At 71.7% G+C, this 13,355-nt stretch carries 11 protein-coding genes; 4 read left to right on the top strand and 7 right to left on the bottom strand.

Going from position 1 to position 13,355, the window contains the following annotated elements:
- Positions 1-125 precede the first annotated feature (125 nt).
- The 4 genes from DMB42_RS24895 to DMB42_RS24880 all read left to right on the top strand — a co-directional run bounded on the left by DMB42_RS24895 (position 126) and on the right by DMB42_RS24880 (position 5,988).
- Positions 126-2,327 carry an ATP-binding domain-containing protein gene (locus DMB42_RS24895; RefSeq protein WP_125637426.1) on the top strand — a complete coding sequence of 734 codons (2,202 nt, stop codon included), beginning with the start codon at positions 126-128 and terminating at the stop codon, positions 2,325-2,327.
- A 559-nt stretch (positions 2,328-2,886) separates the two neighbouring features.
- Positions 2,887-4,581 carry an apolipoprotein N-acyltransferase gene (gene lnt, locus DMB42_RS24890; RefSeq protein WP_260477915.1) on the top strand — a complete coding sequence of 565 codons (1,695 nt, stop codon included), beginning with the start codon at positions 2,887-2,889 and terminating at the stop codon, positions 4,579-4,581.
- Positions 4,578-5,324, top strand: coding sequence for a polyprenol monophosphomannose synthase (locus DMB42_RS24885; RefSeq protein WP_185844847.1), 747 nt, complete (start codon positions 4,578-4,580; stop codon positions 5,322-5,324). Before lnt ends, DMB42_RS24885 begins: the two co-directional genes overlap by 4 nt.
- Before the next feature lie 148 nt (positions 5,325-5,472).
- Positions 5,473-5,988, top strand: coding sequence for an FxsA family protein (locus DMB42_RS24880; RefSeq protein WP_125637424.1), 516 nt, complete (start codon positions 5,473-5,475; stop codon positions 5,986-5,988).
- Between the two features lie 27 nt (positions 5,989-6,015).
- Here DMB42_RS24880 and DMB42_RS24875 read toward each other — a convergent pair whose 3' ends face one another.
- From DMB42_RS24875 to DMB42_RS24845, 7 genes are read right to left on the bottom strand one after another with little or no spacing between them, the layout of a single operon-like run.
- Positions 6,016-7,029 carry a DUF2804 domain-containing protein gene (locus tag DMB42_RS24875; RefSeq protein WP_125637423.1) on the bottom strand — a complete coding sequence of 338 codons (1,014 nt, stop codon included), beginning with the start codon at positions 7,027-7,029 and terminating at the stop codon, positions 6,016-6,018.
- An 11-nt stretch (positions 7,030-7,040) separates the two neighbouring features.
- Positions 7,041-8,444: an NAD-dependent succinate-semialdehyde dehydrogenase gene (locus DMB42_RS24870; RefSeq protein WP_125637422.1), complete on the bottom strand. Its 1,404-nt coding sequence runs from the start codon at positions 8,442-8,444 to the stop codon at positions 7,041-7,043.
- A complete protein-coding gene (locus tag DMB42_RS24865; protein ID WP_125637421.1) occupies positions 8,437-9,102 on the bottom strand; it encodes a GntR family transcriptional regulator in 666 nt (221 codons plus the stop codon). The genes DMB42_RS24870 and DMB42_RS24865 overlap by 8 nt, the downstream gene beginning before the upstream one ends.
- A 14-nt stretch (positions 9,103-9,116) precedes the next feature.
- Positions 9,117-10,277: a mandelate racemase/muconate lactonizing enzyme family protein gene (locus tag DMB42_RS24860; protein WP_125637420.1), complete on the bottom strand. Its 1,161-nt coding sequence runs from the start codon at positions 10,275-10,277 to the stop codon at positions 9,117-9,119.
- Between the two features lie 7 nt (positions 10,278-10,284).
- A complete protein-coding gene (locus DMB42_RS24855; protein WP_125637419.1) occupies positions 10,285-11,103 on the bottom strand; it encodes a carbohydrate ABC transporter permease in 819 nt (272 codons plus the stop codon).
- Entirely contained in the window at positions 11,097-11,981 is an 885-nt protein-coding gene (locus DMB42_RS24850) for a carbohydrate ABC transporter permease (protein ID WP_125637418.1), read from the bottom strand. Before DMB42_RS24850 ends, DMB42_RS24855 begins: the two co-directional genes overlap by 7 nt.
- Entirely contained in the window at positions 11,978-13,336 is a 1,359-nt protein-coding gene (locus DMB42_RS24845) for a sugar ABC transporter substrate-binding protein (protein ID WP_125637417.1), read from the bottom strand. The genes DMB42_RS24850 and DMB42_RS24845 overlap by 4 nt, the downstream gene beginning before the upstream one ends.
- Positions 13,337-13,355: the final 19 nt, after the last annotated feature.

Raw genomic sequence — 13,355 nt, 5'->3', positions numbered from 1 at the left:
TTAACCACAATAATGGTCAGGCGGCAACTCGTCAAACGGAGCTCGCCAAGGAGCAGACGTACGTCACCGGTCTCTACGACCGCCTCGACGAGCTGCGCGAGCGCACCCAACGCCAGCTGAAGGAGGTGCTGGCCACAGGCGCCGTCGGCACGATGCAGAACAGATCCGAACGCGACTCCTTCGCCGACATGTACGCCGGCCGCCTGGCCCGGCTATGGGCGGTGGAGCGCGGCCTGGTTTTCGGTCGTCTCGATCACACCGACGAGGGGCGGCTCTACATCGGCAAGCTCGGCCTCACCGACGACGAGCAGCGCCGCCTGCTCATCGACTGGCGCGCGCCGGTCGCGCAGCCGTTCTACCGCGCCACGCCCGCCGCGCCCATGGGCGTGACCAGGCGCCGTCACCTGCAGACCAGGGAACGGGCCGTCGTCGGCGTGGACGACGACCTGCTCGACCTCGACGCGCTGACCGACGACGACCGCGCCACGCTCAACGGCGAGGCCGCGCTGCTGGCCGCCCTCGACGAGCACCGCACCGGCCGCATGCGCGACATCGTCGCCACCATCCAGTCCGAGCAGGACCGCGTCATCCGCAGCGACCTGAACGGCGTCCTGGTCGTGCAGGGCGGGCCCGGCACCGGGAAGACGGTCGTGGCCCTCCACCGCGCCGCGTACCTGCTCTACACCCACCGTGAGCGCCTGGAGCGCCGCGGCGTGCTCATCCTGGGCCCGAACCTCACCTTCCTGCGCTACATCGAGCAGGTGCTGCCCTCGCTCGGCGAGACCGACGTGCTGCTGTCCACGATCGGCGAGCTGTACCCGGGCGTGACCGCCACCCGGCGCGACCGTCCGGAGGTGGCCGCGGTCAAGGGCGACCCGCGGATGGCCGAGGTGATCGCGCGGGCCGTGCGTGACCGGCAGAAGGTGCCGCGCAGGCCCATCGAGCTGACGATGGGCCGGCTGACGCTCACCATCGACCGCGCCATGCTCGACGGGGCCAAGAACAAGGCCACCCGCTCGCGCCGCCCGCACAACCAGGCGCGCGCGGTGTTCGTCAGGTCGCTGCTGAACGCGCTGGCCCGCCAGCAGGCACGCAAGATCGGCAAGGGGCTCATCGACGACGACGAGCTGGCCGACCTGCGCGAGGAGCTGCGTACCGAGCCGGTGGTCAAGTCGGCGCTGAACCGGCTGTGGCCGTACCTGACGCCCCAGCGGCTGCTGCTCGGCCTGTACGGCTCGCCCGAGCGGCTCGACTCGGCGGGCGCCGCGCTGACCCCGCGGGAGCGGGCGTTGCTGCGCCGCGACTCGGCCGAGTGGACCGACGCCGACGTGCCGCTGCTGGACGAGGCCGCCGACCTGCTCGGCGACATCGACGAGCAGGTGCTGCGCGCCTCGGCGATGCAGGCCGAGGAGGAGCTGGCCGCCGCCCGCCAGGCCGAGGAGCACCAGCGCGAGGCCGAGCTGGCCTACGCGCGCGAGGTGCTGGAGCTGACCGGCCTGTCCGACGTCATGGAGGCCGAGCGTCTGGCCGAGCGGCAGCGCGGCGGCGGCCCGTACCTGACCACCGCCGAACGCGCCGCCGCCGACCGCACCTGGGCCTACGGCCACGTGATCGTGGACGAGGCGCAGGAGTTGTCGCCGATGGCCTGGCGGGCGGTCATGCGGCGCTGCCCGACGCGCTCGATGACGATCGTCGGCGACATCGCCCAGACCGGGTCGGCCGCCGGGGCACGGTCGTGGTCGCAGGTGCTGGACCCGTACGTGGCCGGGCGGTGGCGCCAGGAGCGGCTGACCGTCAACTACCGTACGCCGGTGGAGCTCATGGAGGTGGCCGCACGGGTGCTGGCCACCATCGACCCCGCCCTGGAGGCGCCGACGTCCGTACGCGAGCTCGGCGCGCGGCCGTGGGCGGCGCCGCTGTCGGCCCTGCCCGAGCTGGCCGTGGCCGAGGTGGGCGAGGGCGGCGACGGGGGCAAGGTCGCGGTGGTCGTGCCCGACGCGCTGCTCGACACGCTCGGCGCCCAGGTGGTGTCGGCCGTGGAGAGCGCCGTGGTGGTCACGCCCGGCGCCGGACGGGCCAAGGGGGCGGCCGCCCTGGACGCGCCCCTGGCCGTGATGGGCGTGGCCGACGCCAAGGGGCTGGAGTTCGACTCGGTGATCGTGGCCGAACCGGACCTCATCGCCGCCCAGTCGCCGCGCGGGCCGAGCGACCTGTACGTCGCTCTCACGCGTGCCACGCAACGGCTCGGGATCGTCCATGAAAAGCCGTTGTCGCAGGCTCTGTCGGGTCTGCCGGGCAGGTCGCCGACGTCGGCAAATGGGCTTTGACCCGCTTTAAGATGGCAGGCCGAACATGCCCCACCTGCGGAAACTTGGTGTTTCTGCTGATCGGGACACGGTTGACATCTGAGGTGGAGTCGGTAGTTTGCTGCGCAGTCCAGCACGGGACTTGGCCGGTTGGCCGTCTCTGACATCGTCGGATCCTGCGTCCGTGACGGAGCGTGACTTCGTCCACACAGCCAGGTGCAGGGCCGTCGGTCCGTCGAGTCGGGGCACCCCAACCGGTTGGGGGGTTGGACCCGGGACGGGTCCGGGAGCCCAGTAGACAACGGAATTCCGCGCTCGCCGCCGACGAGACGGGTCCGGTCCGAAGGGTTTCCGGGCCCTCTTCCCGCTCTCGTGCGCAGGATCGCGGATCGCGCCGGGTGATCCCGTCCCGAACGGGATCACCCAGCCGGCCCGTCCTCGCCTTCGCCGCCCGCCCACCCCCTCCGGGGCTTCTCGGGAAGGGCTGTTTTCGATCTACGTGTGCGCCGCTGGCTTGAGCGCGGCCCCGGGGCGGTAGCGTTTTCGCCAGCAGGCGTGCGATTTTGCGAGGAGACCCGGCGTGGTTCAGGACAAGACGAGCCTTCCGCCCGTCCCCGGGCGCGATCCGGCTCCCGATGCGGCTTCCGACGCGGTTTCCGATGCGGCGGCTCCGGCCGAGGACGCCTCCGACGCCGCGCCTGAGCCCGAGGCCGTGGACGAGACCTCCCCGAAGGGGGGCGGAGTCGCCGGCAAGGGTGAGGGACGCTGGGTGCTGGCCGCGCGGCTCGTCGCCGCGATCGCGGGCGGCGCCCTGCTCTACACCGCCTTCCCGCCTCTCGACTGGTGGTTGTGCGCGCCCCTCGGCATCGGGCTGATCACCGGCTCCCTCTACCGCGCCCGCCCCCGGCGGGCCGCCTGGCTCGGCTACCTGGCCGCCGCCGTGTTCCTGTTCCCCACCCTGGCCTGGGTCCGTACGATCGGCGACGACGTCTGGCTCATGCTGGTGGCCACCGAGAGCGTGTTCTACGCCGTCATGGCAGCCCTGGCCGCCCTGGTGTTCCGGTTGCGCCTGTGGCCGCTGTGGTTCGGGACGTTGTGGGTGGCGATGGAGTGGGCCCGCAGCCTGGTCCCGATCGGCGGTTTCCCGTGGGCGCGGGTGGCCTTCAGCCAGGGCGAGTCCCTGTTCACCCCCTACGCGGCCCTGGGCGGCGCGCCGCTGGTCTCCTTCGCCGTCACCCTGTCCGGCGCCCTGCTGGCCCACGCCGTCCTGGTACGCCCCTCCACGGCCCTGCGCAGGGCGGTCCCCGCGGCGCTGGCGCTGGCCGTGCCGGTGCTCACCCTGGCGCTGCCGAGGCCGGGCGACGAGGGCCGCTCGGTCAACGTGGGCATCGTGCAGGGCAACGTCCCCGGCCGCGGCATGAACCCCCTCGGCGACGAGCCGGCGGTCGTCCTGCGCAACCACGCCGAGGAGACCAAGCGCCTGGCCGACGCCGTACGCGCCGGGCGGCTGCCCAAGCCCGACCTCGTCGTCCTGCCCGAGAACTCCACCGACATCGACCCCTACACCAGCGCCTTCGCCCGCGGTGTCATCGACGAGTCGGTCAAGTACGTCGGCGTCCCCACCCTGGTCGGCGCCGTCGTCGCCATCGGCGAGGAGCAGCGGGCCACGCGCAGCCTGGTGTGGGACCCGGCGACCGGCCCCGGCGCCTACTACGACAAGCAGCACCTGGTGCCGTTCGGGGAGTACACGCCGTTCAAGGAGATCGTGCTGGCGCTGTGGGAGCGGGCCAACCTGGTCGGCCGGCAGTCGGTCCCCGGCACCAAGCCGGGCGACCTGAAGCTCGGCCCGGTGACGATCGGCGCGGTCAACTGCTACGAGGTGGCCTACGACGACACCGTGCGCGGCACCGTACGCGCCGGTGGCACCCCGCTGGTGGTGCAGACCAACAACGCCAGCTACGCGCTGTCCAACCTGCCGCCGCAGCAGCTCGCGATGTCCAAGCTGCGCGCCGTCGAGCACAACAGGGCCGTCGTGACTGCCGCCACGACCGGGATCTCCGCATTTGTCACGCCTGACGGTAAAGTCTCCTGGCAGACCCGTGAACTTGTCCCCGACATGAACGTGGTCACGGTGCCCGTACGCACTCAGGAAACGATCGCCACGAAGGTGGGCGAGCTTCCCGAATGGGCATTGATGGTGATGGGAGCGGCGGCTGTCGGAGTCGCCGTATGGCGCGGCAGGCGGCGAGGCGACCGAATGGGGAACGACTCATGATGGAGACTCTCGGCCGGGTGCTCGTCGTCGTCCCGACCTACAACGAGCGCGACAACCTGCCCGCGATCGTCGAGCGCGTGCGTGCCGCGCTGCCGGACGCCCACGTGCTGGTGGCCGACGACAACAGCCCCGACGGCACCGGCGAGGTGGCCGACGGGCTGGCCGCCGACGACGAGCACGTCCACGTCCTCCACCGGCAGGGCCAGCAGGGGCTCGGCGCGGCCTACATCGCCGGGTTCAGGTGGGGGCTCGGCGAGGGCTACGACGTGCTGGTGGAGATGGACGCCGACGGCTCCCACCAGCCCGAGGAGCTGCCCAAGCTGCTCCAGGCGCTGGGCGACGGCGCCGACCTGGCGATCGGCTCCCGCTACGTGCCCGGCGGCAAGGTGGTCAACTGGCCCCACCGGCGCGAGCTGCTGTCCAAGGGCGCCAACATCTACACCCGGGTGATGCTCGGCCTGCCCGTACGCGACGCCACGGCCGGCTTTCGCGCCTACCGGGCGGCCACGCTGGAGAAGGTGGGCCTGTCCGGGGTCGAGTCGCAGGGCTACTGCTTCCAGGTCGACCTCACGCTGCGCACGGCCCGGCACGGGCTGCGCGTCGTGGAGGTGCCGATCACGTTCGTCGAGCGTACGGTCGGCAAGAGCAAGATGAACGGCAAGGTCATGTCCGAGGCGTTGTGGCGCATCGGCCTGTGGGGCGTCACCGGCCTGCCCGGACGGCTGCGCCGCTCCCGCGGATAAGACGCGCATGAGACGCGGATGAGAACGCCCGCCCCCGGGACCGTCCGCCTCCAGGACCCGCCCGCCTCCAGGAACACCGGCCTTCAGGAACGTCAGCGGCCCGCCGGACGTTGTCATTGACGTAGGTGTGCGCGGAATCGAGGAAACGATGCGGCTGCTGCTGTTGCTGGCCTTCCTGGCCGTCCCGGTGCTGGAGGTCTGGCTGCTGATCCAGGTCGGATCGCTGATCGGCGGATGGCCGACCGCCGGGCTGCTCGTTGCGGGCAGCCTGCTGGGCGCCTGGCTGGTGCGCCGCGAGGGCCGCCGGGTCTGGCGCAGCCTTCAGGCGGCGTTGTCGGAGGGCCGCGTGCCCGACCGCGCGCTGGCCGACGGCGGCCTGGCGATGGCGGGCGGCGTGCTGCTGATGGTCCCGGGCTTCTTCACCGACGTCGTCGGCCTCTTCTTCGTGTTGCCGTTCACCCGGCCGCTGATGCGGCGGCTGGCGTCGGGCTTCTTCGACCGGCGGGTCAGGCGGATGGCGGCGGCCTCCCCGTACGCGGACGTGTTCCCGCCCACGCCCGGCGGCGGCCAGGCGGCGTACGACGACAGGGGTGTGCACGGCGGCAAGGTCGTGCAGGGGAAGGTCGTGCACGGCGAGGTCATCCGCGACGAACGCGACGACTGACCCCGCCGTGGTTCACCCGTGGCGCGCCTACCAGCGCCGGTAGACCTCCTCGGCCCAGCCGTACAGGCCGTCGACGGTCACGCTCTCGCCGTCGTCGGCGACGACCGTGCCCCGGTAGTGGCCGAACGCCTGGGCCTCCTGGCTGCGCATGTAGAAGGCCCGCCGTACGTCGGCCTCGCGTACGTGCTCGGGCACGAACTCCAGGTCGACCCGGTCGCCGGTGATGTGCCAGGGCGCGCGCCAGTCGGAGGTGTCGTAGCGCCAGACCAGCTCCTCGCTGATCTTGTGCAGGCGGCCGTCGAGGATGAGGGCGTTCTCCACGCTGCCGGTGCCGTCGGTCCACTTGCCGCCGATCTGCAGGGCGACGTCCCGGCCGCCGGGCCGTCCGGCGGCGGCGCCCCAGTTCCAGCGGATGTCGCCGGGCCAGCGCCCGCGTCCGAGGTCGAGCGTGGCGAGGGCGTCGGCGGGGTCGAACTCGTAGGTCAGCCCGTTGACGCGCACGGTGCCCTCGGCGGGCCGGCCGACGTCCTTGACGGTGTACTGGAAGCGGCGGGGGCTCCACGGCACCACGACCGACAGGCTCTCGCGGTCCGGCACCCGGCGTACCAGCACGTCGGCGGCGATCTCGGCGGACTTCAGCCGCAGCCGGGTGCCTTCGGCGGTCTCGTCCACGCTGATGCGCACCGGACCGGCGCCTATGCGCACGCTGCCCTCGCCGCCGCGCTCGGAGAAGGACACGCCCCTGGCCGGGACGAGCAGGCCCCGGCTGGAGACCTGCTCGCCGGTGCGGCGGTCGAGGAAGAACGCCGACTCACCGGCCAGGTAGTCGAGGCTGCTGGCGCTGAAGGCGAACACGTGCCCGGGGCTGGTGACGCACCAGTAGTCCCAGCGCATCGTGCGGCCCCAGCCGCGGATGTTGGCGCGGTGGAGCGGGGTGCGGCTCCAGCCGACCGCCGCCGGGTTGAGCCGCCCGTCGGGCAGGCACAGGTCGACCCGGCGGGTGATCTCGCGCTCGGCGACCGCGCGCGGGCTCGTCTTCATCGTGCTCTCCGTCATCGTCCCAGCCCCACGCTGAGGTATTTGTACTCCAGGTAGTCGGCCACCCCGTGGTGGCCGCCCTCGCGTCCGTAGCCGCTGCTCTTGATGCCGCCGAACGGCGCCTGCGGCGGCGCCAGCGGGCCCCCGTTCACGGTGACCATGCCGAACTGCAGCTCCTCGGCCACCCGTACGGTCCTGCTCAGGTCGTTGGTCCACACGTACGCGGTCAGCCCGTACGGGGTCGCGTTCGCGCGTTCGACGACCTGGTCGCAGTCGTCGAACTCCAGCACCGGCGCGACCGGCCCGAACGTCTCCTCGCGGCAGACCAGCATGTCCTCGCTCACCCCGCCCAGCACGGTCGCCGGGTAGAACGTCCCGGCGCCCTCGGGACGGCGCCCGCCGGTCAGCACGGTCGCGCCGCGCGCCACGGCGTCCTCGACGTGCCGGCTCACCTTGGCCACGGCGGTCTCGTCGATGAGCGGGCCCAGCTCGGCCGCCTCGGCCTGGCGTACCAGCTCGGCGGTGAAGGCGGCGGCGAGCGAGGAGTGGACGAAGATCCGGTTGGGCGAGGTGCAGGCCTGCCCGGCGTTGAGGAACTTGCTCCGGGCGACCGCGCGGGCGGCGGCGACCGGGTCGGCGTCGGGGAAGACCAGGACGGGCGCGTGCCCGCCCAGCTCGACGCTGAGCCGCTTGACGTCGTGGGCGCTCTGCCTGATCAGCTCCCTGCCCACCTCGGTGGAGCCGGTGAAGGAGACCTTGCGCACCCGCGGGTCGGTCATGACCGCCTGGCCGAACCCGGCCGGCCGGGACGTGGTGACCAGGTTGAACACGCCCGGCGGCAGCCCGGCCGCGACGAACGCCTCGGCGACCTCGATCGCCGACAGCGGGGTCTGCTCGGCGGGCTTGAGCACGACCGTGCAGCCGGCGGCCAGCGCCGGGCCGAGCTTGCGGGTGATCATCGAGACCGGGAAGTTCCACGGGGTGATGCCCGCCACCACGCCGACGGGCTCGGGCAGCAGCCAGATCCGGTTGTCGGCGTGGGCGCCCGGCACGGTCTCGCCGTAGAGGCGGCGGGTCTCCTCGGCGGCCCACAGCAGATGGTCGGCGCCCGACAACACCTCGCCCCTGGCCTCGGCGAGCGGTTTGCCCTGCTCGGCCGTCATGGTCGCGGCGATCGTGTCGGCCCGCGCCGTCAGCTCGCGGGCGGCGGCCCGCATGAGGTCGGCGCGTTCGTGCGCGGCCATGGCCCGCCAGCCGGGCAGCGCGGCCGCGGCGGCGTCGACCGCCTGCGTGGCCAGCTCGGGGCCGCAGTCGGCGACCCGCGCCAGCGGCTCGCCGGTGGCGGGGGCATGCACGGTGAACGTCTCGCCGGCCTCCAGCCAGGCGGCGCCGATGAGAGCCCTGCGGGTGTCAGCCATGTGTCTCCTGGATTCCTTCGATGAGGGCCTTCATGGCGGCCATCTCGTGGGCGTGCTGCAGCTTGCCGGCCAGCGGGATGTCGCCCGCGACCAGGGCGTTCCTGATGGCGATGTGCTCGGCGTGCGACTTGGGCAGCCGCCAGGGCACCAGGCGGAAGCCGCGCTGGGCGGTCTCCGTACGGGACCACAGGCTCTGCAGCATGCGGTGGGTGAGCTTGCTGTGCTCGGTGTCGCACAGCAGGGAGTGGAAACGCCGGTTGAGGCGGGCGAAGGCGGCCACGTCCTCGCGGGCGACGGCGGTCTCGCACTCGGCGAGCACGGCGTCGACCTCGGCCAGCCGCGCGCCCTCCAGGGGCACGCCGCCCAGCTCCAGCGCCAGCGCGGTGAGCGCGGCCCGGACGCTGTAGAGCTCGCGCACGTTGGCCACCGTGAGCTCGGCGACCACGGCGCCCACGTGCGGGCGCTCGACCAGCCAGTCCTCCGAGCACAGCTGCTTGATGGCCTCGCGCACGGGCGTCTCGCTGATGCCCACGGCCTCGGCCACGACCCTGGTGGTGATCTTGGTGCCCGGAGGCGCCTCGCCGCTCATGATCAGATGTTTGATGTGCTCCGCCGCCAGATCCGCCTTGGTGCGGAAGGGGGAACGCGATTCGGCCATGGTTGAGGAGCCCTTCAGACCCGCTGGACGGTGAGCGGCTCGATCGCCGCGTGGTCCAGCTCTACACCGATTCCAGGGCCCGCCGGAACGGCGACGAGACCGCGGGAGTCGGGCAGTAGCGGTTCGGTCAGCATGGCGTGGAACACCTCCGGGACGATCACCGGCGGATCGTAGGGGTACTCCAGCCAGTCGCAGTTCGGCAGCGAGGCGCAAAGTTGCAGGTTGCCCGCCACGCCGAGCCCGGTGGCCCAGGCGTGCGGGATGACCCTGCGCTGCCGGGCGGCGGCCATGGCGCCGAAGTCGCGCAGCGCGCCGATCTCCTCGCTCTCGTTCGCGTCGGGCTGAAAGATGTCGAAGCAACCATCCTCCAGCATCCGGACGAGCTGGCCGATGCCGCGGTTGTGCTCGCAGCCCGCGATCGGGATCGGCGAGGCCGCGGTCAGCTCGCACAGCGCGCGGTAGTCGTGCCGGGGCAGCGGTTCCTCCAGCCACGCCACGCCCAGGTCGGCCAGTTCCCTGGCCGTGGTGAGGGCGCGTTCGAAGTCCCAGATCAGGCGGGTGCCGTCGGGGGAGTAGCGCCACCGGGCGGCCGCCTGGTTGGCGTCCACCATGATCGCCACGTCGGGCCCGACGGCCTCGCGTACGGCGGCGACCTGGCGTACGTCCTCGGCGACGGTGGCCGCGTGCACGCGCAGCTTGACGCCCTGGAAACCGCGTTCGACGGCGGCGAGGGCGTCTTCGGCCCGCTGCTCGGGGCTGCGCAGCTCGCCGAAGCTGGCGTAGGCGCGGACAGCTCCCGAGTGCCCGCCCCACAGCTTGTACAGCGGCTGCCCGCAGGCCTTGCCGACGGCGTCCCACACGGCGACGCCGACGACCCAGGGCCGCGGGAAGACGTACTCGGCCACGTAGCGCAGCCGGTTGGCGACGTGCGTGGTGTCGAAGGCGTCCAGGCCGACGAGCTGCGGGCGGATCCAGCCGCGGATCGCCTCCAGCAACATCGGCCCGGTGCCGTGCCCCATGTCGCCGCCGGACACGCCGACGATGCCCTCGTCGGTCTCGACCTCGACGATGACCGCCGACATCGCCCGGTGCGCGCCCTCCGGGGCCCACGACGGCACGAACGGCCGGGGATAGGGCAGTTCGATGACCCGCGCGCGGACATCTGTGATCCTCATCGGCTCCTCACCCCTTGGTCGCGCCGTCCGCGAGACCCTTGATCAGGTACTTCTGCACCAGCAGCGCGAAGACGACCACGGGCAGCACGGTCAGCACGCCGACCGCGGCCAGCGGCCCCCACATCCCGCCCTTCTCGGTGTCGGCCGCGATCCCGGCGATGGCGACGGGGATCGTGACCGCCCGGTCGTTGGTGAGGATCAGCGCGAACAGCAGCTCCTCCCAGGCCAGGATGATGCAGAAGATCAACGTCGAGACCAGCCCGGTCAGGCTCGTCGGCACGATGATGCGGAAGAACGCCCCGAACCGCGAGCAGCCGTCGATCATCGCCGCCTCCTCCAGCTCCTTGGGCAGCCCGCGGAAGAAGGCCCGCATCAGCCACACCACGTACGGCACCAGGAAGGTCACGTACGCCAGGATCACGGTGATGTACTGGTCGGTCAGCCCGAGCTTCCTGGCCACCAGGAACAGCGGCACCACCAGCGCGATCGGCGGCACCGCGCGCGAGGCCAGGATGAGCCCGCCCACGACGCCCGCGCCGCGCATCCGCAGCCGCGACAGCGCGTACCCGGCCATGGAGCCGGCGACCATGGAGATGGCCGAGGCGCCCGCCGCCACGATGACCGTGTTGATGATGCGGGGCAGGATGCGCGCCTGCTGGAAGTAGCTGACGTAGTTGTCGAGGGTGAACTCGCTCAGCCACCGCGGCGGCACCGTGAAGATGTCCCTGGGCAGCTTGAACGAGATCGAGACCATGTAGAGCACGGGGAACAGGAAAGCCAGCGTCACCAGGACGGCCCCGGTGACGGCCGCGTACCGTCTCACCATCGGTTCTCCAGACGCCGGGTCACGCGGAACAGGACAAAGGTGATCAACATCGTCAGGAGCAGCACGATCGTGGCCATCGAGGAGGCCGAGCCGAACTCCAGGCTCCTGAACCCCTTCTCGTAGATGTAGAGGTTGATGACGTTGGTCGAGTTGCCGGGACCGCCCCTGGTGGCCGCCAGCGCGATGTCGAACATCTTGACCGCGCCCAGCCAGCGCACCACGAACGCGGCGGCCATCACCGGCACCAGCAGCGGCAGCGTGATGCGCCGCATGATGGCCCAGCGGCCGGCGCCGTCGGACTTGGCGGCCTCGTACACGTCGCCGGGCAGCGCCATGATCCCGGCCGAGGCGATGAGCACCACGAACGGCGTCCAGCGCCAGGTGTCGATGACGATCAGGCTGGCCATGGCCAGCGTCGGGTCGCCGATCCACTCGATCGGCCCGACGCCGACCAGGCCGAGGGCGTAGTTGACCACGCCCCACAGCGGGTCGAGCAACATCCGCCACACGCCGCCGGCGACCACGGGGGCCACCACCATCGGGATGAGGAACAGGGCCCGCAGCACGCCCCGCCCCCGCCAGGCGACGTTGAGCAGGAACGCGATGGCGAACCCGAGCACCATCTGCAGCGGCAGCGCGATCACCAGGTAGACGCCGGTGACCTTGAGCGAGTCCAGGAAACCCGGATCGTGCAGCACGGCCTCGTAGTTGCGCCAGCCGACCCATCCGGACGGCTGGAAGGAGGCCAGGTCGAAGTCGGAGACGCTCACCCAGGCCGTGTAGAGGATCGGGTAGAGCAGCATGCCTGCCAGCAGAAGCAGGGCGGGGGCGAGGAAGAGCCAGGCCGTGCCCGGCTCTCCCAGTCGAGCACGCCTCACTGGTTGTAGCCCTTGGACTTCAGCAGGTCGGTGATCTCCTTGGCGGCCTGGTCGATCGCCTGCTGCGCGGTCGCCTGCCCGGACATGGCCCGGCTGGTCTGCAGCGCCAGGATCTGCTGCACGGCGTCGGACTCGGGCAGCCTCGGCCGCCACATCTCACCCTTGGAGACGACGTCGTAGCCCTCCTTGAGCGCCTTGTAGACCGGCTCGGCCCACTCGGCGGGCGGGGTGCCGTCGAGGGTGGAGTTGCGGGCGGGGAAGGTGCCGAACGCCTGGGCGGTGAACTGCTCGCCCTGCTTGGAGGTCACCCACTGCAGCCAGGTCCACGCGGCGGCCGGGTGGGTGGACTTCTTGGAGACGCCCGCCGTCCAGATGCCGCGGTGGGCGCCCGGCGCGGTCGTCCCGGCGGGCAGGGTGGTGATGCCCACCTCCTCGGGGGTGAGGGTGGTGGTCTCCTTGTCCACGGCGGTGCCCTTGAAGACGCTGCCCCACATGAACATGGTGGCCGTCTTGCCCTGCCGGAAGGCCTCCAGCGGCTCGTTGAACTGGTACGTGCTCGCCCCGGGCGGCGCGTACTTGAGCAGGTCCACCTGCGTCTGCAGGGCCTTGACGCCGGCGGGGGTGCCGAAGGCGACCTTCGTGCCGTCCAGGATCTTGCCGCCGTCGGAGTTGAGCACGGTCTGCCACACCGTGGGCGTCAGCGGGTCCTTGGTGAAGTACGTGCCCACGGCCCAGGAGTCGGTCTTGCCGTCGCCGTCGGTGTCCTGGACGAGCTTGGGGGCGTCCTTGAAGTACTGCTCCCAGGTCGTCTGCGCGGTCGGCTCGGCCACCCCGGCCTTCTTGTACAGCGACTTGTTGTAGAACATCAGCAGCAGGTTCGAGCGGACGGGCACCGCGTACTGCTTGCCCTCCCACTCGCCGGCGGCCAGCGGCGAGGCGTTGAAGTCGGCCCAGTCGTAGCCGGGATCGTTCCACTTGGCCAGCTCCGGGCCCTTGAGGTCGTACAGAGCGCCGGTCTTGGCGAGCTGCGGGAGCCAGGGGTCGTCGGCCAGGACCACGTCGTAGGTGGCGGTGGTGCCGGTCAGCTCCAGCATCGTCTTGGCGAGCTGGTCGTTGTAGGGGACGCCGTCGACGGTGACCTTGATGTTGGGGTACTTCTTGGTGAACTCCGGCACGAGCTTGTCCTGCCACTGCTTGGCGAACGCGTCGTTGGCGATCACGCGGATCGACACCGGGGCCTGCGCCGTGCCGAGGCCGCCGCCGTCGCCCCCGACCTCCTCCGACGGTGAGCCGCAGGCGGCGACGCTGAGCGCGAGCACGGCCGCGACCGTGACGAGCCGGGTGCTGTTCAACACTTGTGTCCTCCCGGAGGGG

It is taken from the genome of Nonomuraea sp. WAC 01424 (assembly GCF_003947315.1).
Taxonomy (GTDB): domain Bacteria; phylum Actinomycetota; class Actinomycetes; order Streptosporangiales; family Streptosporangiaceae; genus Nonomuraea; species Nonomuraea spiralis.
Note: the sequence above shows the minus strand (reverse complement) of the source record. Positions and strands in the feature narration are given on the sequence as shown.

Coding starts and splice junctions, on each gene's coding strand:
- DMB42_RS24885 (WP_185844847.1), top strand. CDS start 4,578: ATGATGGAGACTCTCGGCCGGGTGCTCGTCGTCGTCCCGACCTACAAC.
- DMB42_RS24880 (WP_125637424.1), top strand. CDS start 5,473: ATGCGGCTGCTGCTGTTGCTGGCCTTCCTGGCCGTCCCGGTGCTGGAG.
- DMB42_RS24875 (WP_125637423.1), bottom strand. CDS start 7,029: ATGAAGACGAGCCCGCGCGCGGTCGCCGAGCGCGAGATCACCCGCCGG.
- DMB42_RS24870 (WP_125637422.1), bottom strand. CDS start 8,444: ATGGCTGACACCCGCAGGGCTCTCATCGGCGCCGCCTGGCTGGAGGCC.
- DMB42_RS24865 (WP_125637421.1), bottom strand. CDS start 9,102: ATGGCCGAATCGCGTTCCCCCTTCCGCACCAAGGCGGATCTGGCGGCG.
- DMB42_RS24860 (WP_125637420.1), bottom strand. CDS start 10,277: ATGAGGATCACAGATGTCCGCGCGCGGGTCATCGAACTGCCCTATCCC.
- DMB42_RS24855 (WP_125637419.1), bottom strand. CDS start 11,103: ATGGTGAGACGGTACGCGGCCGTCACCGGGGCCGTCCTGGTGACGCTG.